The 21,037-nt window shown below is 71.0% G+C and carries 21 protein-coding genes and 1 riboswitch; of the genes, 10 read left to right on the forward strand and 11 right to left on the reverse strand.

Annotated features, from left to right (window positions below):
- Positions 1–108 precede the first annotated feature (108 nt).
- Positions 109–828, forward strand: a complete 720-nt coding sequence (locus ACWGDB_RS08130; RefSeq protein WP_453821668.1) for a pentapeptide repeat-containing protein — start codon at positions 109–111, stop codon at positions 826–828.
- 279 nt (positions 829–1,107) lie between these two features.
- Here the strand turns inward: ACWGDB_RS08130 and ACWGDB_RS08135 are convergent, their stop codons facing one another.
- Positions 1,108–1,608: a hypothetical protein gene (locus ACWGDB_RS08135; protein WP_369276232.1), complete on the reverse strand. Its 501-nt coding sequence runs from the start codon at positions 1,606–1,608 to the stop codon at positions 1,108–1,110.
- 239 nt (positions 1,609–1,847) lie between these two features.
- Here ACWGDB_RS08135 and ACWGDB_RS08140 point away from each other — a divergent pair, with 239 nt between their 5' ends.
- Complete coding sequence (locus tag ACWGDB_RS08140; protein ID WP_453821669.1) at positions 1,848–3,254, forward strand: M1 family metallopeptidase; 1,407 nt, start codon at positions 1,848–1,850, stop codon at positions 3,252–3,254.
- Positions 3,255–3,385: 131 nt separating this feature from the next.
- Here the strand turns inward: ACWGDB_RS08140 and ACWGDB_RS08145 are convergent, their stop codons facing one another.
- Together ACWGDB_RS08145 and ACWGDB_RS08150 are read right to left on the reverse strand one after the other, a co-directional pair.
- Entirely contained in the window at positions 3,386–4,357 is a 972-nt protein-coding gene (locus ACWGDB_RS08145) for a GNAT family N-acetyltransferase (protein WP_453821670.1), read from the reverse strand.
- A gap of 172 nt (positions 4,358–4,529) precedes the next feature.
- Positions 4,530–5,105, reverse strand: a complete 576-nt coding sequence (locus ACWGDB_RS08150) for a TerD family protein (protein ID WP_107906089.1) — start codon at positions 5,103–5,105, stop codon at positions 4,530–4,532.
- A 159-nt stretch (positions 5,106–5,264) separates the two neighbouring features.
- On the opposite strand from ACWGDB_RS08150, the gene arfB reads away from it, so the two are divergent.
- The 3 genes from arfB (at position 5,265) to ACWGDB_RS08165 (ending at position 6,990) form a co-directional block, all read left to right on the forward strand.
- Positions 5,265–5,702 carry an alternative ribosome rescue aminoacyl-tRNA hydrolase ArfB gene (arfB, locus tag ACWGDB_RS08155; protein WP_389454770.1) on the forward strand — a complete coding sequence of 146 codons (438 nt, stop codon included), beginning with the start codon at positions 5,265–5,267 and terminating at the stop codon, positions 5,700–5,702.
- A 131-nt stretch (positions 5,703–5,833) separates the two neighbouring features.
- Entirely contained in the window at positions 5,834–5,995 is a 162-nt protein-coding gene (locus ACWGDB_RS08160) for a hypothetical protein (RefSeq protein ID WP_453821671.1), read from the forward strand.
- Between the two features lie 89 nt (positions 5,996–6,084).
- Positions 6,085–6,990 (forward strand): sigma-70 family RNA polymerase sigma factor, encoded by a 906-nt coding sequence (locus tag ACWGDB_RS08165; RefSeq protein WP_453821672.1) that lies wholly within the window; start codon positions 6,085–6,087, stop codon positions 6,988–6,990.
- Here ACWGDB_RS08165 and ACWGDB_RS08170 read toward each other — a convergent pair.
- Both ACWGDB_RS08170 and ACWGDB_RS08175 read right to left on the reverse strand, forming a co-directional pair.
- On the reverse strand, positions 6,987–7,463 hold the full coding sequence (locus tag ACWGDB_RS08170) for a GNAT family N-acetyltransferase (RefSeq protein ID WP_453821673.1): 477 nt from the start codon (positions 7,461–7,463) through the stop codon (positions 6,987–6,989). The genes ACWGDB_RS08165 and ACWGDB_RS08170 overlap by 4 nt on opposite strands.
- 65 nt (positions 7,464–7,528) lie before the next feature.
- Positions 7,529–8,128, reverse strand: a complete 600-nt coding sequence (locus ACWGDB_RS08175; RefSeq protein WP_383607031.1) for a flavin reductase family protein — start codon at positions 8,126–8,128, stop codon at positions 7,529–7,531.
- Between the two features lie 351 nt (positions 8,129–8,479).
- On the opposite strand from ACWGDB_RS08175, the gene cdgB reads away from it, so the two are divergent.
- Together cdgB and ACWGDB_RS08185 are read left to right on the forward strand one after the other, a co-directional pair.
- The gene (gene cdgB, locus ACWGDB_RS08180) at positions 8,480–10,138 is read left to right on the forward strand and encodes a diguanylate cyclase CdgB (protein WP_453821674.1); all 1,659 of its coding nucleotides are present in this window, start codon (positions 8,480–8,482) and stop codon (positions 10,136–10,138) included.
- 120 nt (positions 10,139–10,258) lie between these two features.
- Positions 10,259–11,203, forward strand: coding sequence for a CBM35 domain-containing protein (locus ACWGDB_RS08185; protein ID WP_453821675.1), 945 nt, complete (start codon positions 10,259–10,261; stop codon positions 11,201–11,203).
- 74 nt (positions 11,204–11,277) lie between these two features.
- Here the strand turns inward: ACWGDB_RS08185 and ACWGDB_RS08190 are convergent, their stop codons facing one another.
- The 4 genes from ACWGDB_RS08190 to ACWGDB_RS08205 form a co-directional block, all read right to left on the reverse strand.
- The gene (locus ACWGDB_RS08190; RefSeq protein WP_453821676.1) at positions 11,278–11,679 is read right to left on the reverse strand and encodes a hypothetical protein; all 402 of its coding nucleotides are present in this window, start codon (positions 11,677–11,679) and stop codon (positions 11,278–11,280) included.
- Positions 11,680–11,773: 94 nt separating this feature from the next.
- Positions 11,774–12,703 (reverse strand): 1-phosphofructokinase family hexose kinase, encoded by a 930-nt coding sequence (locus tag ACWGDB_RS08195; RefSeq protein WP_453821677.1) that lies wholly within the window; start codon positions 12,701–12,703, stop codon positions 11,774–11,776.
- A gap of 144 nt (positions 12,704–12,847) precedes the next feature.
- Complete coding sequence (gene nagA, locus ACWGDB_RS08200) at positions 12,848–13,954, reverse strand: N-acetylglucosamine-6-phosphate deacetylase (RefSeq protein ID WP_453821945.1); 1,107 nt, start codon at positions 13,952–13,954, stop codon at positions 12,848–12,850.
- Between the two features lie 128 nt (positions 13,955–14,082).
- Entirely contained in the window at positions 14,083–15,027 is a 945-nt protein-coding gene (locus ACWGDB_RS08205) for an ROK family protein (RefSeq protein ID WP_453821678.1), read from the reverse strand.
- A 98-nt stretch (positions 15,028–15,125) separates the two neighbouring features.
- Here ACWGDB_RS08205 and ACWGDB_RS08210 point away from each other — a divergent pair, with 98 nt between their 5' ends.
- The 3 genes from ACWGDB_RS08210 (at position 15,126) to otsB (ending at position 17,769) form a co-directional block, all read left to right on the forward strand.
- On the forward strand, positions 15,126–16,418 hold the full coding sequence (locus ACWGDB_RS08210) for an ABC transporter substrate-binding protein (RefSeq protein WP_453821679.1): 1,293 nt from the start codon (positions 15,126–15,128) through the stop codon (positions 16,416–16,418).
- A 69-nt stretch (positions 16,419–16,487) separates the two neighbouring features.
- Positions 16,488–16,736 (forward strand): DUF3263 domain-containing protein, encoded by a 249-nt coding sequence (locus ACWGDB_RS08215; RefSeq protein WP_383607011.1) that lies wholly within the window; start codon positions 16,488–16,490, stop codon positions 16,734–16,736.
- 193 nt (positions 16,737–16,929) lie between these two features.
- Positions 16,930–17,769, forward strand: a complete 840-nt coding sequence (otsB, locus tag ACWGDB_RS08220; protein ID WP_453821680.1) for a trehalose-phosphatase — start codon at positions 16,930–16,932, stop codon at positions 17,767–17,769.
- Between the two features lie 384 nt (positions 17,770–18,153).
- Here the strand turns inward: otsB and ACWGDB_RS08225 are convergent, their stop codons facing one another.
- Positions 18,154–19,656 (reverse strand): alpha,alpha-trehalose-phosphate synthase (UDP-forming), encoded by a 1,503-nt coding sequence (locus tag ACWGDB_RS08225; protein WP_453821681.1) that lies wholly within the window; start codon positions 19,654–19,656, stop codon positions 18,154–18,156.
- Positions 19,657–19,764: 108 nt separating this feature from the next.
- Complete coding sequence (locus ACWGDB_RS08230) at positions 19,765–20,709, reverse strand: glucosyl-3-phosphoglycerate synthase (protein ID WP_453821682.1); 945 nt, start codon at positions 20,707–20,709, stop codon at positions 19,765–19,767.
- Positions 20,710–20,868: 159 nt separating this feature from the next.
- Positions 20,869–21,026, forward strand: a riboswitch (SAM riboswitch).
- Positions 21,027–21,037: the final 11 nt, after the last annotated feature.

Below are 21,037 nucleotides of genomic sequence, written 5' to 3' on the forward strand. Positions count from 1 at the left end.
TGGTGGGGGTGCGGTGCCGGCGCGGCCCCCGGTATTGGCTCGGCGTCGAGTTGGCGGGCGTCGGCGCAGGTCGGAGGGATTGTCAGTGGTGGGGTGCAGCATGGGTGCATGGCGAGGAGAGCGATGGGTGCGGGCGGCGGTTCCGGCGGGGCGGGCGGTCCGGGCAGGGGCGGCGTGAAGCGCGCGCGGCGGCCCGAGGTGCGGCTGCCGCGGCTGGAGCCGTTCCGCGAGGGGGAGTTGGGGCCGGAAGGGGACTACGACGGCCTGGAGTTCCAGGAGGAGGACTTCACCGGACAGGACGGCGGGGGCGCCCGCTTCATGGACTGCGCGCTGCGGGGCTGCGCCCTGGACGAGACGAGACTCCACCACGCCCGCATCCTCGACTCGGTCCTCACGAGCCCGCGGGGAGTCGGGACCGACCTCGCCGAGTCGACCCTGCGCGATGTGGAGCTGGTGGACGCCCGGCTGGGCGGGGTGCAGCTGCACGGGGCCGTGCTGGAACGGGTCGTGATCCGAGGCGGCAAGATCGACTACCTGAACATGCGCAAGGCCAAGCTCAGAGACGTCGTCTTCGAGGGCTGCGTCCTGGTGGAGCCGGACTTCGGGGGCGCCAGGCTGGAGCGGGTGGAGTTCGTGGACTGCGCGCTGAAGGGGGCGGACCTCACCGGGGTGACTCTGACGGACGTGGACCTGCGCAGGGCGGGCGAGCTGGACATCGCGCGAGGGGTGGACCGGCTGGCCGGGGCGGTCATCAGTCCTTCGCAGCTGCTGGATCTGGCGCCGGTGCTGGCGGCGGCGGTGGGGCTGCGGGTGGAGACCGAGGAGTAGGCCCCGGGTCGATCAGGAGGCCGGTGGCCGGCTGGTGTGCGGTGCCTGGACGCCTGCGGTATGATCAATCTTGAGCTGGTCGCCGGAACTCGCGGCGGTCGGTGTTGCGTTGGTGGTCCAAGGAAAGACGTCCCGCTTCCTGCGGGGAGATGCAGGTGCAAGGCCTGCCCGGCGCTCGGATCAGGAGCCCCATCCCATGTTGTGCGGGATGGGGCTCCTTCATTGTCCGTCGGCCCCACCGGCGTCCCAGGCCCGTTCGTCGCTCCTGGGAAGCGGGAGCTACGCCGGCCTGGGGAAGCGGGCCTGCAGGGTCCAGATCGCCGGGTTCTCGGCCAGGTCCTCGTGCAGGTCGATCAGGTCGGCGATCAGGTCGTGCAGGAAGTCACGGGCCTCACGGCGCAGTTCGGCGTGCGAGAAGGTCAGCGGGGGCTCCTCCGCCCGCATCCAGTCGGCCTCGATGTCGACCCAGCCGAAGCGGCGCTCGAAGAGCATGCGGTCGGTCGACTCGGTGAAGTCCAGTTCCGCGTGCTGGGGGCGGGAGGCGCGGGAGCCGGCCGGATCCTGGTCCAGCAGCTCGGCGATGTCGCACAGGGCCCAGGCGAAGTCGAGCACCGGCACCCATCCCCAGGCTGTGGACAACTCCCGGTCCGCCTTGGTGTCGGCGAGGTAGACGTCGCCGCAGAACAGGTCGTGGCGCAGGGCACGGACGTCCGCGCGACGGTAGTCCGTCTGCGGCGGGTCCGGGAAGCGGTTGGAGAGGGCGTAGCCGATGTCGAGCACGGGGGTGATGGTGTCACGGGTCGGTGGAGGGCGCGGCGGTGAGGTGCGGCGGCTCGGCTGTGAGCGCGGGGGTCGGTGGGGCCGGGGTTCGTGCGGTGTGCGGAGGTGACGGTTTCCCGGCTCGGGTGGGGGCCACGGAGGCGGGGGTGATGCGGCTCGCGTGCGGGCAGGCAGGCCCGCCGGCGTCGTGGTGCGTGGAGGTGATGGCCGGCGCGGCCCGCGCTCATAGGATCGCTGGTGTGTCCCGTTCCGTTCCTGTTGTTCCGGCCATCGGCTGCGGCCTGCTCGCCCTCGTCCTCACCGCGTGCGGCGGCGTCCACGGCACCCCCGGTGGGTCCGGTGTGCGCGACCCGTACTTCCCCAAGGCCGGGAACGGTGGCTACGACGTCACGCACTACGACCTCGACCTCGCCTACGACCCCGACGACCGCCACCTCACCGGCACCGCCGAGATCACCGCACGTGCGGGCAAGGACCTCTCCGCCTTCGACCTCGATCTGAAGGGCACGGACGTAGAGCGGGTCACGGTGGAGGGCGAGCGTGCCCGGTGGAGCCGTAACGGCCAGGAGGTCGTCGTCCGGCCGCGCGACGAGCTCGACAAGGGCGAGACCTTCCGGCTCACCGTCCGCTACTCCGGCACCCCGCAGACCATCACCGACCCGGACGGCTCGGAGGAGGGGTGGCTCCCCACCGCCGACGGCGCGCTCGCGCTCGGGGAGCCGACGGGGTCCATGGCGTGGTTCCCCGGCAATCACCACCCGTCCGACAAGGCGTCGTACGACATCGCGGTGACCGTCCCGGAGGGCCTCCAGGTCGTCTCCAACGGTGAGTTGGCCGAGCGGCGCACCGACGGCGGCCGTACGACGTTCCACTGGCGCACCGCCGAGCCGATGGCGAGTTACGTCGCCACGCTCGCCATCGGGGACTACGACATCCGCCGCTCCAGCGTGCCGGGCGCGGCCGGTAGCGCGCTGCCCGTCTACACGGCCGTCGCCCCCTCCCAGGCCCGCTCCAGCCGTGAAGTCCTGGCCCGGCTCCCCGAGATCGTGGAGTGGGCCGAGTACAACTTCGGTCCCTTCCCCTTCTCCTCCACGGGCGCGATCGTCGCCCGGGAGAACGCCTCCGCCTACGCCCTGGAGACCCAGAACCGGCCCGTCTTCCCCGGCGCCCCCGGCACCGAACTGCTCGTCCACGAGCTGGCCCACCAGTGGTTCGGCAACTCCGTGACACCGGAGAGCTGGCAGGACATGTGGCTGAACGAGGGCTTCGCGACGTACGCGGAGTGGCTGTGGCAGGAGGACAACGGCGGCGACAGCGCGCAGGAGACCTTCGACGCCCTGTACGACCACGGCGAGGACGAGTACGAGGACCTCTGGTCCTTCCCGCCCGCCAAGCCCACGAGTGCCGCGCACATCTCCGGCGACCCGGTCTACCAGCGCGGCGCGATGGTCCTCCACAAGATCCGCCAGGTCGTCGGCGACGACACCTTCTACGACATCGTCCAGGGCTGGACGGCCGAGCACCGGCACGGGAACGCGGGCACCGGGGACTTCACGGAGCACGTGGAGAAGACGGCCCCGGACGAGGACTTCACGTCCGTCTGGGAGGACTGGCTGTACGGGGAGGGAAAGCCCGAACAACCGTGACGCCGGCGTTCCTGCCGGGTCCGGTCGGCCAGGTCTCGGCGCCGGCGGGTGCGGTCGGCGCGCAGCGTCGAGCCGACGCCGACCAACGCGCCGAGGGCGGTGCCTGCCAGGGGCGTCCAGTCCACGCCGGTTCAGGCACCCGCTTCCCACTCGTCCAGGAGGCGGGCCAGGTCCGGGGGCCACAGGGGTTCCGGGGCCTTGGCGAGGTCTGCTCGGGGCCACCACTGCCACGTGAGGATGCCGTCGGCGGCGTGGGCCGCGGGGAGGTCGGGGCCGGTCGGGTCCCGGTGTGGGCCGCGGGTGACGTAGATGTGCTCGTGCTGGCGGACCGGGGTGCCGGAGTGGGTGAAGTCGTGCTCCCAGGTGCACAGAAGGGGGCCCGGTTCGAGGTCGGTCCAGCCGGTCTCCTCGCGCAGCTCGCGCAGGGCGCCCTCCTGGGGCGTCTCGTCCGCCTCCAGACCGCCGCCGGGGAGCGCCCAGTGGACGCCGACCTCGACGTTGTCGTACCGGAACATGAGGACCGAGCCCTCCGGGTCGAGTACGGCGACTCGGGCGGCTTGGCGCGGGGTGCGCGGGGCGCTGTCGGGATCGATGAGCGGCTTGCGCAGGACCGTGCAGGCGCGGCCGAGTTGGAGGTCCTCGCCATAGCCGACGACCTCGTAGTCGAGGGCGGTCCAGAAGGCGATGGCGTCGGGGTTGTTGTCGAGGACGGCCAGGCGCACGGCCGTACGGCCCGCGGTGCGCAGGCGCTCCTCGACCAGGGCGGCCAAGTGGCGTCCGTGCCCCCGGCGTTGGGCACTCGCGTCGACCATCAGCAGGCCGATCCACGGGTCGGGGTCGGACGGGTCCGGGTGCCGGGCGAGCGTGATCACGATCCCGACCAGCTGCCCGGCACTGCGGGCCAGCAGGACCTCCACGTCAGGGTTGACCAACTCGTCGGCCAGCGCGGCCGCCACCTGCTCGGGCCGTACGTCGTCCGGGTCCGGGAACTCGCCGCTGAGCGCGTGGAACTCACGGTTGGAGGCGTAGAGCGCGGTGAGCTCGGTGAGGAGCGGGGCCGGGATGTCGTGGTCGGGGCTGAGGGGGAGCGGGTCGAGGATCACGTGGGGCAACCTATCGAAGACATGAACGATCGAGGACGGGGGTGATCGAGGCCTTGGACGATCGAGACCCTGGACGACCGGTCCCCCGGACGATCGAGGCGCTGGACGATGAAGTCCCTGAACGCCGGAACCCCCGGCCGAAGCCGGGGGTTCCTGCACAGCGAGGCGTCCGTCAGACGTTCACGCCGAAGTCCTGCGCGATGCCCACCAGGCCCGAGGCGTAGCCCTGGCCGACGGCGCGGAACTTCCACTCGGCGCCGTTGCGGTAGAGCTCGCCGAAGACCATGGCGGTCTCGGTGGCCGCGTCCTCGGACAGGTCGTAGCGGGCGATCTCGGCCCCGCCGGCCTGGTTGACGATGCGGATGTAGGCGTTGCGGACCTGGCCGAAGTTCTGCGAGCGGTTCTCCGCGTCGTAGATCGAGACCGGGAAGACGATCTTGTCGACGTCGGCCGGGAGGCCGGCCAGGTTGACGTTGATCGCCTCGTCGTCGCCCGCGCCCTCGCCGGTGCGGTTGTCACCGGTGTGGACGATGGTCTGGTCCGGGGTCTGCTTGTTGTTGAAGAAGACGAAGTGTCCGTCCGAGTAGACCTTGCCCGTGGGGTTGACCGCGATCGCCGAGGCGTCGAGGTCGAAGTCCGTGCCGGTGGTGGTGCGGACGTCCCAGCCGAGGCCCACGGTGACGGCGGTCAGGCCCGGTGCCTCCTTGGTGAGCGAGACGTTGCCACCCTTGGACAGGCTTACAGCCATTGTTGGGAGTCCCTTCCCTCGTTGCGGTACGGCTAGAAGCTACAGCTACCCCTATGAACGCGGAGAGGGGTACCTCAAGTTCCAGGTGTCTTTACTTTCTTTGCCAAAGAGCACCCGTAGGGGATATTCGCGTGACGTGGACCGGACAGAAGCGGGAACATGTACGGCATGTCTGGTCCCTACGTCATCCGTGGCTCCGTCTCCCTGCCCGAGGCCGAGCTCATGTGGCGTTTCTCGCGGTCGAGCGGCCCGGGGGGCCAGCACGTCAACACCAGCGACTCCCAGGTCGAGCTGCGGTTCGACCTGGCGGGCACGCAGGCGCTGCCCGAGGTGTGGAAGCAGCGGGCGCTGGAGCGGCTGGCGTCCCGCCTCGTGGACGGTGTCCTCACCGTCCGTTCCTCCGAGCATCGCTCGCAGTGGCGCAACCGCGAGACCGCCGCCGTCCGCCTCGCCGCCCTCCTCGCCGAGGCGACGGCCCCGCCCCCCAAGCCGCGCACGCCGACCCGCATCCCCCGCGGCATCAACGAACGCCGGTTGAGGGAGAAGAAGCAGCGCTCGGAGACCAAGCGGGGGCGGACGGGGCGGGGCTGGACGTAGTCCGGGTCGGCGCCGCCCGCCATCTCCGCCGCGCGGGGGATACGGTCACGACCTTCGGACGATCCCCGGGCACCGGATCGGCGGCGACGATCGAGGCACATGCCGTCACACGTCCGGATTGGATCTCCATCGTGCTGAAGTGGACCCTGCGCGCTGTCGCCGTCCTCGCCATCGTCGCCGCGATCGCCTCACCGGTCGCCACGCCCGCGCCCGCACCCGCTCCGGAAGCCGCCGCCGTGGCACCCGTGTCCCACGCCGGCGCCCCCGAGGCCGGGCTCGCCTCCGCCACGTAGCGGAAAGGAAGGCGGGACCCCGCTGTCACATCCCCGTCCGCGCATCCGTCAACCCACTGACGACGGACCGCGACGAGAGGGTGCGACCGATGAATGGCGACCACACCGGCTTCCGGGACACCGGCTTTCAGGACACCGACCTTCTCGCCCAGCGCTTCGAGGCGCACCGCGGACACCTCAGGGCTGTCGCCCACCGGATGCTCGGATCGGTCGTCGAGGCCGAGGACGCGGTGCAGGAGGCTTGGTTTCGGGTGAGCCGGTCCGATACCACCCGGATCGACAATCTCGGGGGATGGCTGACGACCGTCGTGGGCCGGGTCTGTCTCGACATGCTTCGCTCGCGCAAGTCCCGTGCCGAGGAGCCGCTGGACGGCGCGACCGCGGGTTCCGGTCCGGGTGCGGCCGTGCCCGGCACCATCGCCGACCCCGAGCAGGACGCCCTCCTCGCCCACTCGGTGGGCGTCGCCCTGCTGGTCGTACTGGACACCCTGACGCCTGCCGAGCGGCTGGCGTTCGTGCTGCACGACCTGTTCGGGGTGCCGTTCGAGGAGGTCGCGGACGTCGTGGACCGTACGCCCGCCGCGGCACGGCAGCTCGCCAGCCGTGCCCGGCGCCGCGTGCGGGGCGCCGATGTGCACGAGGCCGGCGCGGCCGGGCGGCGCAGACAGCGGGAGGTCGTCGGCGCCTTCCTCGCCGCCGCGCGCGAGGGCGACTTCGAAGGGCTGCTCGAGGTCCTGGACCCGGACGTCATCGCGCGCGCCGAGGCCGGGGTGGCCACGGGCGCGGCGGCGGTGGCGCGGGGTGCGGCGACGTACGGGTCGCTCGCCGGTGTCGCGCGGCTCATGCTGGTCGACGGGGCCATGGGGGCCGTCGTGCTGGTCGGCGGGCGGGTGGAACGGGCGCTGAGGTTCGCGTTCGTACGGGACCGGATCGCCGTGATCGACATCGTGACGGACCCCGAGCGGGTGTCCCGGCTCGATGTCAGGCCGATCTAGCCGGCGCGGTGCTGGTCCAGTTCCAGCACACCCACCGTCTCGCCGTTGGGTCGGAAGCCGAGGCCCAGGTAGAAGCCCTCCGGGCCGTTCGGGCCGGGGTGCCAGGTGACGTAGAGCTGTCTGTCGCCCCGGCGGCGGAGCTCCGCGGCCACCGACTCGACCGCGAACCGGCCGTACCCCCGGCCCTGTTCGTCCGCGGCGATGTTCAGCCGCCACAGCCCGGAGCGCAGGAGGGTGCCGTCGCCGCGCCAGTCGATGTCGAAGAAGGCCATCAGGAACCCGACCGGGCGGTCGCCGTCGACGATCAGACGCGGCCAGGCGACGCCCGCGGGGTGGACGTATGCCTCGGCCAGGGACTGCATCACCGGGGAGACCGCGAATTCCTGTTCGGGACGCACGCGTATGCCGGTGGCGGCCTCGAAGTTCGCGGGTGTGATTTCTTCGAGGTGTGGCGCTGAAGTGTTCGACGTCATCCCGGCACCGTAAGGCGGATGATCAGTTCCCCGCCATGGAATTGCGAACGGCTGCGTCCGCGAGATCATCCCAACTGCCGGTAACGGCCCCGGAAATACGTAAGCGGCCCCCCGTTCGCACTCGGCAGAGAGGCCGACAGGACGCGGCCGATCACCAGGGTGTGGTCGCCGGCCGTGACGCGCTGCTCGGTGCGGCACTCCAGGGTGGCCAGGGCGCCGCCCACGAGCGGTGCGCCGGTCTCCTGGCCGCGCACGTACGGGATGTCGGCGAACAGCAGGCGGTCGCTGACGCGGCCCTTCATGGCGAAGCGGCCGGCGATGTGGCGCTGGCTCTCGGCCAGGACCGAGACCGCCCACAGGGGCTGCTCGTCGAGCAGGTCGTCCATGCGGGACCCCTCGCGCACGCTGACCAGGACCAACGGCGGGTCCAGGGACACCGACATGAACGCCGTGGCCGTCATGCCGACGTCCTCGCCGACGGGTGCGTGCGGGTCGTCCGGGTCCAGCGGCGGCTCCAGCGCGGTCACCAGGACCACACCGGCGGCCAGCCGCGACATGGCGGCACGGAACTCGTCGTTGCTCACTCCCTCAGCATGCCCGGCGGCGTTGCGCGAGGCGGGGAGGACGGCGGTCACGGGCGGCGCGGGCGGTGAAGTGTTCGGCACGCCGAAAACGCTAATGTCGGCACCGCGCACCCGGCATCGGGCCTTCGTCCGAGAAGGGACCGGGAGGTGGTCCTAGGACCATGGACGGACGACTGACGTACCTGATCAAGACCGTTTCGTGGCATCTCCACACACGCACAAAGTTTGCGTTCAGTAAACGCACAGGAAAAACGCAGAAACACCGCTCAATTGTTCACGTTTACCTGTGACTTGAGTCACAAGGGCCATTAATTGTTGACCCTGTGTACCGAGTGAGCAGCGCGCTGTGATTCAGTGGCGGGGAACTAGCAAGGGAAGTTACGCCGAAGTAGAACCCTTGATTCGCTGCGAGGTCTCGGGGGGAGGGCGAGCATGGAGACCGAGTCGGAGCCGTATGTCCGTCTTGCGACCCTGCGGCAACTGCACCAGGTCATGGCTGACATGAACACGGCCCGCAGCCTGGCGGACACGCTGCAGACCGTCGCCGACGGTGTCGTCAACGGCCTCGGTTATGAGCTCGCGTGCGTCAACCTCGTACGCCCCGACGGTGATCTCGTCGTCGCCGCCTTCTCCGGCAACCCCGCCGCCGAGGCCCTCATCACCGGCCGTGTCGGCTCCCGCGACTCCTGGGATCGCCGGCTGAGCATGGGCGAGCGCTGGGGCGACCTCGTCTTCATCCCGCACACCGAGGGCTGGATACTCGACGACGACGACGTCCCGCAGTGGTACACCGACGGCCCCGCGCCCCGTTTCGAGGACGAGTGGCACCCCTCGGACCGCCTCTTCGCCCCGATGTACACGCCCGGCGTGCAGGGCAGCGCGTGCGGCGAGCTGATCGGGGTCCTGTCCGTGGACCGGCCCCGCAACGGGCGGCTGCCGGGCGCATGGGGGCGCGAGGCGCTCCAGATGTACGCGTTCCAGGCGGCGATCGCCATCAGCAACGCACGTCTACGCGCGAATATGCAGCGGGCACTGGTCAGGCTCGAACGCGAGCAGCAGGCCCTGCGCGCCAGTGAGGAAAGCTTCAGGCAGGCCTTCGAGTACGCCCCGTCCGGCATGGCCATCGCCGAGATGGGCGGCGACCAGCACGGCCGGATCCTGCGCACCAACGACGCGCTGTGCCGCCTCCTCGGCCGCCCGGCCTCAGCGATGCGCCGCTACGCCTTCTCCGACCTCGTCCACCCCGAGGACATCGGCACGCTGCTGCGGACGTCCGCCGAGGGGGGCCGCGCGGAGCTCCGGCTCATCCGCCGGGACGGCACGTACGTGTGGGTCTCGCTGCGCAACAGCGTGGTCGCCGACGCCGCCGACGGGCCCCGCTTCCTGCTCACCCACGTCGAGGACATCGAGGAGCGCAAGCGTCGCGAGCTCCAGCTCGCCCACCGCGCCTCCCACGACTCGCTCACCGGGCTGCCGAACTCCGCCGAGCTGCGCTCCCGCCTCGCCTCGCGGCTGTGTCAGCGCTCCACGCACCCGGGTGCCGCCCTGGAGTCGGTCGACGCGGCCTACGGCCACCCGGCCTTCGACGCCAACGGCCACGGTTTCGACTTCCGGCCGGCTGTGGCGGCGTTCGACGCCTACGACCACCACGTGCACACCGTCGCGCCGGTCGAGGGTGAGCGGGACGACGGCGCCAAGGGGCTCGCGGTGCTCTTCTGCGACCTCGACGGCTTCAAGTCGATCAACGACCGGTTCGGGCACAACGCGGGTGACGCGGTTCTCATCGAGGTGGCCAGGCGCCTGTCCCGCCAGGTCCGCGACGGCGACACCGTGGCCCGGCTCGGCGGCGACGAGTTCGTGATCCTCGCGGACGGGCTCGGCAAGGCGGACGCCCAGGACCTCGCCGTACGCCTGCGCAACGAGATCATCCAGCCGATCCGGGCCGAGGGGCGGGCCGTGCGGGTCGGCGCCAGTTTCGGCATCGGGTGGGCACACTGCGGGATGACTGCGGACGAAGTGTTGAAGTCCGCTGACGAGCGGATGTACGTAGAGAAACGATCTCGTCCCAAACAACACAGACGCGCCGGGTAACCCCCAGGTCAGCGAGCCGATGCGATCCGAGTCACCCGTTTGGGCCATCAGGAGCGGGTAGGCTCGCCATTCTGACCACACGCATCGCATCCGCCCGCACCTGGTGAGGAGTACCAAGGGATGACGTCCGGCAACAACGGCGCCAGCACGCCCGAGGACGACGACCCGTTCGGCTACCTCTACGCCGACGGGCAGGCCAACGGCGCCCAGCCGCCGTCCGGTGGCTACGGCTACCCGGGCTCGGTCAACCGTGTGCGCGCGGTCGGACAGCGCCAGTACGGCCAGCAGGCACCGACGGCCGCCTACGGCCAGGTACCGCAACAGCAGGGCGCCTACGGCCAGCCGAGCGCCCACTACGCGGCCCCGGAGACCCACCCCGGCGGCGCGACCACGGCCCAGCAGCAGCCGGCATACAGCGGCGGCAACGGCTCGGGCGGCCGCGGCGGCCCCAACACCAAGGGCCTGCTGATCGGCGCGATCGCGGTCGTCGCGGCGGTCGTCATCGGCATCAGCGTGGCCATGCTGGGCGGCGACGGCGAGAAGGACGATGCGGGGGGCGACACGGGGTCGACTCCGTCACAGTCCGAGAGCGCGGACTCGCGTCCTTCGGCGAGCAGCAGTGCCGGGGCGGGTGCCGCGGACCTGCCGGCGGTCGACGCCAAGGCGCTGCGCCTGGAGGGTGGCACCGCCACGGCCTCCGACTTCAAGGGCGCCAAGGCGAACGGCGGCGTCTACGTCACGAACTTCAACCAGGTTGGCGCCAAGGTCATCTGGTCTGTCAACGGCATCGAGAAGGCCGGCAGCTACCGGCTGTATGTGCGCTACGGCATCCCCGGAAAGGACGCCAACGCGACACTGCTCGTCAACGGCACCGCCAACACCCAGCCGCTGAACATGGAGAACTTCGGCAACACGCCCGAGGGTGACTGGGAAAAGGGCTGGAAGACCACCTGGGCCAACGTCAACCTGAACAAGGGCACCAACACGATCGAGGTTGCCTGCAACGACGGCAACCAGTGTGACGCGGTCCTCGACCAGATGTATCTCAGCAAGGGCGCGAGCTGATCGATGCGAGGGCGGCCGTTCCCAGCTCGGTGCTGGGAACGGCCGCCGTCGTCTGCAGAGGATCAGCGATCAGATCAAGCGACGCGGCCCCACTCGAGGCAGCTCGTCGCGGCGTAGGCCTTCTTGCCGTTCCACCGCACCTCATGCCAGCGCTTCTCGGTGGGCGAGGTGCTGGTGCACTTGTAGCTGCCGCCGTCCACGGCGCTGCAGCCAGCCACCCAGCACTTGACGATCTTCCCCTTCTTCAGGGTGCCGACCTTGCGTGCCGTAGTGCTGGGCTTCTCCCGGATGCTGACGTCCCGGTCGTCGTTCGAGCCGCCGCCCCAATCCCAGCCCGCCGCGCGGATGGTCAGGGCGTCCGCCGCGGCGGCGGTCGGCCCGGCGTCCGCTGTCGCCGAGCTGTTCATGGTGACGACGAGGCCCACTGAGGCGACGCCGACGGCAGCGAGCCGCGCGAACTTCCTTGCTCTGTGCATTACTTCCCCCAATGAGGAGTGGATCCCTGGTCAGGTGGATCCGTTGTCGCCCTTGATCATATATGGGCGACAGGGGCATGCCAGGAGGGGTTTGTCAGGCCGCGCTGACCTCCCCCGTCACCGCCACCCGCCCCAGCAACTCCTCGTAGACCCCCCGGTCGAACTCCCCCGCCACCGGCGCCACCACGCTCGCCGCGCTGAGCGCCGTCGCGCGGGCCAGGCGGGCCGGCCATGCCAGCCGCTCCACCAAACCCGACAGCAGGCCCGCGACCGCCGCGTCGCCCGCGCCGGTCGGGTTGCCGTGGAGGCGGGTCGGTGGGGTGGCCTGCCAGCGGCCCTCGGGGGTGACGGCCAGGAGGCCGGATTTGCCGAGGGAGGCAACCACCGTACGGGCGCCCCGGCGACGCGCGTCCTGCGTGGCGCGCAACGGCTCGTGGGAGCCGGTGAGTTCGGCAAGTTCGTCGGCGTTGGGCTTGATGATGTCCGGGCGGGCGGCGACACCCCGGCGCAGGGCCTCGCCGCTGGTGTCCAGCAGGACGGGGACGCCCGCGGCCCTCGCGGACCGGACCAGGCCGGCGTACGCCCCGACCGGTACGCCCGGTGGCAGGCTGCCGCACAGGGCCACCGCGGTGGCCGAGGCGAGGAGGTCCTCGTAGGCCTCCTGGAAGGCGGACCACTCGGCAGGCGTGATCGTCGGGCCGGGTTCGTTGAGCTGGGTCGTGTCGCCGGTGAGCTCGTCCACCACGGCGATGGTCCGGCGGGTCGCTCCCGTCACCGGGACCAGCGCGTCCACCACGGCCGGCGTGGCCGTGAGCAGGTCCTGGACCACGCGGCCCGTCGCCCCGCCCGTGAAGCCCGTGACCGTCACCTCGTGGCCGAGGGCCGCCAGCACCCGGGCCACGTTCAGACCCTTGCCGCCGGGGCGTTCGGTCACCTCGGAGACGCGGTGGGAGGCGTGCGGGCGCAGGGACCGTACGCGATAGGTGATGTCGAGAGCGGTGTTCGCGGTGACAGTGAGGATCACCTGTACTCGACCTCCCCCGAAGAGTTCGGCACGCGTGTGCCGTCCGTCTGCCGGTTGTTCCTTCCGGCAGCTGCCGATCATGCCAAAAGGGCGGCGGCCGTCCCAGTCTGGCAGGACAACCACCGCCCTCAACAGCAGGACAGATCACCCCAGTTGGGGATCGACCACCCATTCGCCCCGGCGCATCACGCCCTTGAGGTCGAAGTCGGAGTCCAGCACCACCAGGTCGGCGTCCTTGCCGGGCTCCAGGGAGCCGATGCGGTCGTAGCGGCCGAGCAGCCTCGCCGGGTTGGCCGACAGGGCCGCCACCGCGTCCTCGACCGGCAGCCGGTCGATCGTCACCGCCCGCTTGAAGGCCCGGTCCAGCGTGAGGGTCGAGCCCGCGATCGAGCCGCCCTCGACGAGGCGGGCCACGCCGCCGGCGACCTCCACCTCCAGCGGGCCGAGCATGTAGCGGCCGTCGCCGAAGCCGGCCGCGTCCATCGCGTCCGTGATGAACGCGACCCGGTCCGCGCCCGCGTGACGGAACGCCAGCTCCAGCGCCGCCGGGTGCAGATGCGTGCCGTCGTTGATCAGCTCCACGGTCACCCGCTCGTCCTCCAGCAGGGCCGCGATCGGGCCCGGCTCGCGGTGGCCGAGCGGCGGCATCGCGTTGAAAAGGTGCGTGGCGACCGTCGCGCCCGCATCGATCGCCTCCACCGTCTGCTCGTACGTCGCGTCCGTGTGCCCGATCGCGGCGATCACGCCGCGCTCGGCGAGCATCCGTACGGAGTCGATGCCGCCCGGAAGTTCGGTGGCGAGGGTGACCATCGTCGCGTGGCCGCGCGCCGCGTCGATCAGCTTGCGCACGTCCGCCGGGTCGGGGTCGCGCAACAGCTCCTCGGAGTGCGCGCCCTTGCGGCACGGGGAGATGAAGGGGCCCTCGAAGTGGATGCCGGCGATGTCGCCCTGCTCGGCCAGCTCGGACAGCAGGCCCGCGCGGCGGGTGAGGAAGTCCATGTCACCGGTGACGGTGGAGGCGACGAGGGTCGTGGTGCCGTGCAGGTGGTGGGTGTGGATGCCCTTGAGTACGTCGTCGGGGGTGCCCGAGGTGAAGGAGGCTCCGCCGCCGCCGTGGTTGTGGATGTCCACGAACCCCGGCAGGAGCCAGTGCCCGGTGAGGTCGATGCGGTGAGCGTGCTCCGGGGCCGTGCCGGCGATGCGGGTGCCGTCGACGATCACTTGGCCCTGTTCGAGGGTTCCCGTCGGCATGACCACGTTGGCGCCGGAGAGGACGAGGGGCACCTTGCGGGGTGCGGGGTGCGGGTTGTGGGGGGCTGGTCGCGCCCCGCGGCGGAGCCGCAATTTGGCGCTGTCCCGCGCCCCTGGGTGGGCTGCCATCAGGGAGTTGCCTCCGTACGGTCGGTGTGGTCGAGGAGATCCCATGCCAGGAGGCCGGCGCCGAGGCAGCCGGCCGTGTCCCCGAGGGCCGCGGGGACGATGGATGGCACTTTCTGGAACGTGACCCGCTGCCGGACGGCCTCCCGCAGTGGTGTGAACAAGGTTTCCCCCGCCTCGGCGAGGCCGCCACCGATGATCAGGGTGCGCGGGTCCAGCAGGGTGAGCGCGGTGACCAGGCCGTCGGCCAGGGCGTCCACGGCCGCGTGCCAGACCCGTACGGCGTTCGGATCACCGGACGCGACGGCCTTGGCGCAGTCCGCCGCGTCCGCCTCCGGGTCCCCGCACGCGGCGGCCCACGCCTCGCTCACCGCCGCCGCGGACGCGAACCGCTCCAGGCAGCCGCGCTGCCCGCAGGGACACGGCGCTCCGTCCGGCCGTACGACGATGTGGCCGATCTCGCCCGCGAAGCCGTGCGCACCGGCCTCCACCCGGCCGTCGATGCCGATGGCGCCGGCTATCCCGGTGCCGAGCGGCACGAACAGGAAACGGTCGGCGCCCTTGCCCGCGCCGATCCGGCCCTCCGCGAGACCGCCGCTGCGCACGTCGTGACCGAGGGCGACGGGCACGCCGCCGAGCCGGTCGGCGAGCAGCATTCGCAGGGGTACGTCCCGCCAGCCCAGGTTGGCCGAGTAGGCGGCGACGCCCTGCTCCTCGTCGACGATGCCGGGGACGGCGATGCCGACGGCGGCCGCGGGCTCGCCGAAGCGCTCTTCGCCGTACGCGCGCAGCTCGCCGGCGAAGTCGAGGATGCCCTCGACGACCGCGTCCGGCCCGCGCTCGCGCCCGGTCGGGCGGCGGGCCTGGTGGAGCAGCTCACCGCTCGCTGCCGCCAGGGCGGCCTTCATCCCGGTGCCGCCCACATCGAGGGCGATGACGTGTCTCACGGGAACAGTGTGTCTTGCATACCCGCGAGAGGTCTAGTCCACTTACGTGGTGTAGACCTTATGGGGGCAATATGTATGACGTTTCGAAAGTTTCGAATATGGGTGTGGGGCGGTTTTGCGTGCAGCGGCGTAGACGTACGGGAACGATCGCGGCGGTGTCCGCGCTGGGCCTGTCGGCGGTTCTGGGCGGCTGTGGGCTGACCGGTGGTTCGGACGAGGTGACGCTGAAGCTGGTCGCCGCGGACTACGGCGACAGTGCGGCGAACAGTTCCCAGAAGTACTGGGACAGGCTCGTCAAGGAGTACGAGGAGCAGCACGAGGGCGTGCAGATCGACGTCACCGTGTACTCCTGGAACGACGTCGACGCCAAGGTCAAGGAGATGGTCGACGCCGGGGACGCGCCGGACATCGCGCAGATCGGCGCGTACGCCGACTACGCCGCGAAGGGCCTTCTCTACGAGGCCGACGAACTGCTCTCCATCCCCGTCCAGGCCGACTTCGTCTCGCAGCTCGCGGACGCGGGGCAGGTGAACGGCGTCCAGTACGGCATCCCGTTCGCCTCCTCCACGCGTCTGCTCTTCTACAACAAGTCCCTCTTCGAGGACGCCGGCCTCACTCCGCCGACATCCTGGAAGGAGCTGGCCGCCGACGCCGAGGCGCTCAAGGCGGAGGGCGTGAAGTACCCGTACGCGCTGCCGCTCGGTGCCGAGGAGGCACAGGCCGAGACCATGCAGTGGCTGCTCAGCGGCGGGGGCGGGTACACCGACGCGGAGACCGGTACGTACAGCATCGACTCCGCGGAGAACGTCTCCACCTTCAACTGGCTCAAGAACAACCTGGTCGGCAAGGGGCTCACGGGGCCCGTCCCGCCCGGGGAGCTCAACCGGGCCGACGCGTTCTCCGCCTTCGCCGCGGGGGATGTCGGCATGCTCAACGGGCATCCCTCGCTGATGCAGATGGCCGAGAAGAAGGGCGTGAAGTTCGGCATGGTGCCGATGCCCGGGCTGGAGGGGCCGACCAAGGTCTCCATGGGTGTGGCCGACTGGATGATGGCCTTCAAGCAGAACGGGCATGCCGAGCAGGTGGGGGAGTTCCTCGACTTCGCCTACGGCAAGCAGAACGTCCTGGACTTCTCCCGGGAGTACAACCTGCTTCCCGTCACCAACTCCGCCTCCACGGTGATGGCCGGGGCCGACCAGGACGCCGCCCTCAAGCCCTTCCTCGACCAGCTCCCGCTCTCCGAGCTCTATCCGGTGGGCCGGACGTCCTGGGCCGCGGTGAGCGCGGACGTCAAGAAGAGCATCGGCAGGACGGTGACGTCCGGGGGGAGCCCGTCGGCGATTCTGGGGCAGCTGCAGTCAGGGGCCACTCGGGCGGAGAGCGCGGAGTAGCTTCCGGCCGGTTCGGTTGTCGGTTCGCTGCCGGTTCGGCTGTCAGTGGGGTGGGCTACGGTGCGGCACATGGACCAGGAGCAGCCCGAGGCCGCCGATCTCGCCGAGCGTGAGCGGGCGATTCTCGCGCTGGAGCGGCGGGGGTTCTCGGGGCCCGGGGCCAAGGAACGGGCGATACGGGAGGGGCTGGGGCTGGCTCCGGTGCGGTATTACCAGCTGCTGAACGCGCTGTTGGATGATCCGCGGGCGCTGGCGCACGATCCGGTGACGGTGAATCGGTTGCGGCGGGTTCGGGAGGGGCGGCGGGGGGAGCGGTGACGCGCGGCGGTGCGGCAGGGGGTTTTGCCTCCGCCGCCCCTACCTGTCCCGTCACTGGGGGCTGCCGCCCCCAGACCCCCGCTTCGGCCTGAACGGCCTCGTCCTCAAACGCCGGACGGGCTGGATTGCCTGGACCGGCGCTGGAAATTCAGCCCCTCCCCGGCCCGCCCCCGTTCCCGGATAAGGTCGCCCCATGGGCAGTCACAAGGATCATCTCCCGACCCCCACGACGCAGCCCGGCCGCGACGGCCTGGCCGCCATCCTCACCCACCCGGCGCACTCACTCATCGCGCTGGACTTCGACGGCACCCTCGCCCCGATCGTCCCGGACCCCGAGAAGGCCCGAGCCCACCCCGACGCCATCCCCGCCCTGGCCGCACTCGCGCCCAAGGTCGCCGCCGTCGCGGTGATCACCGGCCGCCCGGCCGAGGTCGCCGTGAAGTACGGCGGTTTCGCCGACACCCCGGGCCTGGAGCACCTCGTCGTGCTGGGCCACTACGGAGCCGAACGCTGGGATGCCGTCAGCGGCGAGGTCACCGCCCCCGATCCCCACCCCGGCGTCGCAGCAGTCCGCGCCGCCCTGCCGGACCTTCTCGAATCCGCGGCGCAGGGCACCTGGATCGAGGACAAGGGACACGCCCTGGCCGTGCACACGCGCCGCGCGCCCGACCCCCAGGGCACCTTCGACGCCCTCCGAGCCCCGCTCACCGACCTCGCCACCCGCAACGGCCTCATCGTCGAACCGGGGCGCATGGTCCTCGAACTCCGCCCACCCGGCATGGACAAGGGCGTCGCGCTGAGCGAATACGTCCGCGAACTCGGCGCCGAGTCCGTCCTCTACGCCGGCGACGACCTCGGCGACCTCCCCGCCTACGCCGCCGTCGGCAAACTCCGCTCCGACGGCACCCCCGGCCTCCTGGTCTGCAGCGGCAGCGAGGAGGTCACCGAACTCTCGGAGAGGGCGGACGTCGTGGTCGAAGGCCCGGAGGGCGTCGTACGACTCCTCCAGGCGATCGCCACGCAGGCAACCTGACCCAGAGGGCCACCGCGAGGCACGCTGCCGCAGTCGGTCGTGGTCAGGCGGCCTGATCCGAGTGATCGCCGTGCGGGCGGCGTGAACGGGGCGATCGCGTCGTGGAGGCTGCTGCCGCTAGTCGTCCGTGCCGGGGCGAGGTAAGCCGCTGCAGCCGGTCGTGGTCAGGCGGGCTGTGGCAGGTGGTCGCCGTGAGGCCGACTGGTGTGAGCGTTCGCGGTCAGGCGGCCTGGTTCAAGTGATCGCCGTGCGGGCGGCCTGAACCGGGCGATCGCCGCCACGTACCGATGCCGCAGGCAGACGCCGTGAGCTAGCCGCGGCCGACGATCGCCGGTAAGCAACCTGAACCAGGCAACCTGAACCGGGCGAATCCGGCTCCGCCGCTCACTCCCCCCGGGCGGCCGCCCCCGCCTCCCCGTCCTCCAACGCCCCCAACTGCTCCAGGAACCACTGCGCAGGCGGCAGTGCCGTCGCCGCTTCCGCCAGCCGTTTCGAGCGTTCCGCCCGCTCCTCCGGACCCATGGACAGCGCCTCGTGCAGAGCCCGCGCCGTGCCGATCACGTCGTAGGGGTTGACGGCGATCGCGTCCTCGCCCAGTTCCGCGAAGGCGCCCGCCTCGCGGGACAGGACGAGGACGCAGCCCTCGTCGGAGACGACCGGCACCTCCTTGGCGACGAGGTTCATGCCGTCCCGGATGGGGTTGACGAGAGCCACGTCGGCCAGGCGGTACGCGGCCAGGGAGCGGGCGAAGTCGTCCTTGACGTGGAGGACGATCGGGGTCCAGGTCGCCGTGCCGTAAGCGGAGTTGATCTCGTCCGCCAGTCGCTGGACCTCGGCCGTGTAGTCCCGGTACACCGCCAGGTCCTGGCGGGAGGGGTAGGCGAACGCCACGTGGACCACCCGCTCGCGCCACTCGGGGTGGTCGTCGAGCAGCTGCCGGTACGCCAGCAGGCCGCGCACGATGTTCTTGGACAGCTCGGTCCGGTCGACGCGGACGACGGTCCGGCGGGCGGTCCCGTCCGGCGCTGTGCCGATCTCCGAACGCAGCGCGGCGATCCGCTCCCCGACATCGGCCTCGTGGGAGCGGGCGCGCAGGAACTCCGCGTCGGCACCCAGGCCGTGCACACCGATCCACGTGGTCCGCAACGGGGGACGCCCGGTCGCCGTGTGCTGGACGGACGCCGGGGCACCGCTCGGCCACGACGGGAAGAACCGCTCGCGGTCCACGGCCTCGGCGCATGCCATGAACGCCCGCGCCCAACGCCACGTGAGGAAGCCCAGCCGGTCGGCGCCCAGCATCCCCGATACGAGCTGCGAGCGGATGTCGTCCGGAAGCATGGAGAAGTACTCCGGCGGCGCCCACGGCGTGTGCGAGAAGTGCCCGATCCGGACATCCGGCCGCAGCTCCCGGAGCATCCCCGGCACCAGGCACAGGTGGTAGTCCTGCACCAGCACCGCCGCCCCGGGCGCGGCCCGGTCGGCCAGCGCCTGCGCGAACGCACGGTTGTAGGTCTCGTACGACTCCCACTGGCGCCGGAACTCCGCGTCGAAGACCGGCTCCAGCGGGGTCTGGTAGAGCATGTGGTGGACGAACCAGAGGACCGAGTTGGCGATGCCGTTGTACGCGTCCGCGTGCACGTCGGCCGGGACGTCCAGCATCAGGACGCCGTCCTCGCCGACGCCGCGCCGCACCGCCTCCCGGTCCCCGTCGGACAGCGCCGAGCACACCCACAGGGCGTCGGCGTCCGGCCCGATCGCCGACAGCCCGGAGACGAGTCCGCCACCGCCCCTCTTGGAGTGCAGCGAGCCGTCCTCGCGCACCTCGTACGAGACCGGGCCGCGATTCGACGCGACCAGCACCTTGGCAGCACCCTGCGTGGAAGCCATACGCCTCAACCTAGCCCGGCCCGGAAACGCTCAAACGTGCGGTTCCACTCAGTGGCCGGTCCGTATACGATCAGCGGCCCTGCCCGGCGTATGACCCGGTACGTGGCTTTATGCGACCTTCCGTTTCGCATACTCGGCGATCTCCACCATCGGCGGCCGCTCCTCGGTGTCCACGGAGTACGTGCGCGGCTCGAACCCGTCCTCGCCGCGCTCGAACTGGGTCAACGCCGGCCGGACGAGATGGCCGCGCGCCAGCCTCAGCTGGGCCGTGCGGTAGATCGCGGCGGACATCCGGCCCAGGGCCTGTCCGTCCTGGTGGCGGTGTTTGCGGACGCCCACGTCCACCTGCGCCAGCGCGTCGAGGCCCACCAGATGCAGGGCGTCGACCAGCATGCCCAGCTCCACGCCGTACCCGACGGGGAACGGGAGCTGTTCCAGCAGGGAGCGGCGGGCCGCGTACTCGCCGCCCAGCGGCTGCACGAAACCGGCCAGCTGCGGCCAGTGCATGTTCAGCAGCGGGCGCGCCATCAGCTCGGTCACCCGGCCGCCCTGTCCGGCCGCCCCGCCGAGGGGACGGTCGTACATGCCCTTGACCAGGTCGACCCCGGGGTCGGTGAGCAGCGGGCCGACGATCCCGGAGACGAAGTCGGAGGAGAACTCCTTCAGGTCCGCGTCGATGAAGCAGACGATGTCCCCGGTCGTGACGAGCAGGGAGCGCCACAGGACCTCGCCCTTGCCGGGCGCGGCCGGGATGCGCGGGAGGATCGCGTCCCGGTGCACCACGGTGGCGCCCGCCGCGGCGGCCACCTCGGAGGTGCGGTCCGTGGACCCGGAGTCGACGACGACGATCTCGTCGACCAGCGGGACCTGTTGCATGAGGTCGTGACGGATGATCGCGACGATGTCGCCGACCGTCTCCTCCTCGTTCAGCGCGGGCAGCACGACGGAGACCGACTGGCCCGAACGCTGTTTGGCGGCGAGTATGTGGTGGAGCGGGCGATCGGTCGCGGACCAGGAGCGGGTGCTCAGCCAGCGCTCGACTTCTTCCAGCACAGTCGGCGACTCCTCACTGTCGTGATCACAGCAGGTAATCGTGTGATCCATCTCGCGGTTCGGACGACTATCTCAACTGTCCTGGCCTTCGGTTACAGTCTTGAACAACGCGGGTGACCATCGCATGTCCGAGGTCGCCCATAGTTGACAACCGAATACAGCTCATCCAGAGGGGCAGAGGGAAACGGCCCGATGAAGCCCCGGCAACCCTCCAGCCGGTCTCGTGGCGATCACTGTCGATCGTCTCCGCGAGGCTCCCGGCTAGGGAAGGTGCCAAATCCGTCTCACGGCGAGATGCGTCGTGAGGAAGATGAGGAGAAAGGGCCTC

The sequence above is a fragment of the Streptomyces sp. NPDC055013 genome (assembly GCF_053608645.1).

Coding starts and splice junctions, on each gene's coding strand:
- ACWGDB_RS08130 (WP_453821668.1), top strand. CDS start 109: ATGGCGAGGAGAGCGATGGGTGCGGGCGGCGGTTCCGGCGGGGCGGGC.
- ACWGDB_RS08210 (WP_453821679.1), top strand. CDS start 15,126: ATGGGTGTGGGGCGGTTTTGCGTGCAGCGGCGTAGACGTACGGGAACG.
- ACWGDB_RS08185 (WP_453821675.1), top strand. CDS start 10,259: ATGACGTCCGGCAACAACGGCGCCAGCACGCCCGAGGACGACGACCCG.
- ACWGDB_RS08170 (WP_453821673.1), bottom strand. CDS start 7,463: ATGACGTCGAACACTTCAGCGCCACACCTCGAAGAAATCACACCCGCG.
- cdgB (WP_453821674.1), top strand. CDS start 8,480: ATGGAGACCGAGTCGGAGCCGTATGTCCGTCTTGCGACCCTGCGGCAA.
- ACWGDB_RS08150 (WP_107906089.1), bottom strand. CDS start 5,105: ATGGCTGTAAGCCTGTCCAAGGGTGGCAACGTCTCGCTCACCAAGGAG.
- otsB (WP_453821680.1), top strand. CDS start 16,930: ATGGGCAGTCACAAGGATCATCTCCCGACCCCCACGACGCAGCCCGGC.
- ACWGDB_RS08190 (WP_453821676.1), bottom strand. CDS start 11,679: ATGCACAGAGCAAGGAAGTTCGCGCGGCTCGCTGCCGTCGGCGTCGCC.
- ACWGDB_RS08225 (WP_453821681.1), bottom strand. CDS start 19,656: ATGGCTTCCACGCAGGGTGCTGCCAAGGTGCTGGTCGCGTCGAATCGC.
- nagA (WP_453821945.1), bottom strand. CDS start 13,954: ATGCCGACGGGAACCCTCGAACAGGGCCAAGTGATCGTCGACGGCACC.
- ACWGDB_RS08165 (WP_453821672.1), top strand. CDS start 6,085: ATGAATGGCGACCACACCGGCTTCCGGGACACCGGCTTTCAGGACACC.
- ACWGDB_RS08215 (WP_383607011.1), top strand. CDS start 16,488: ATGGACCAGGAGCAGCCCGAGGCCGCCGATCTCGCCGAGCGTGAGCGG.
- arfB (WP_389454770.1), top strand. CDS start 5,265: ATGTACGGCATGTCTGGTCCCTACGTCATCCGTGGCTCCGTCTCCCTG.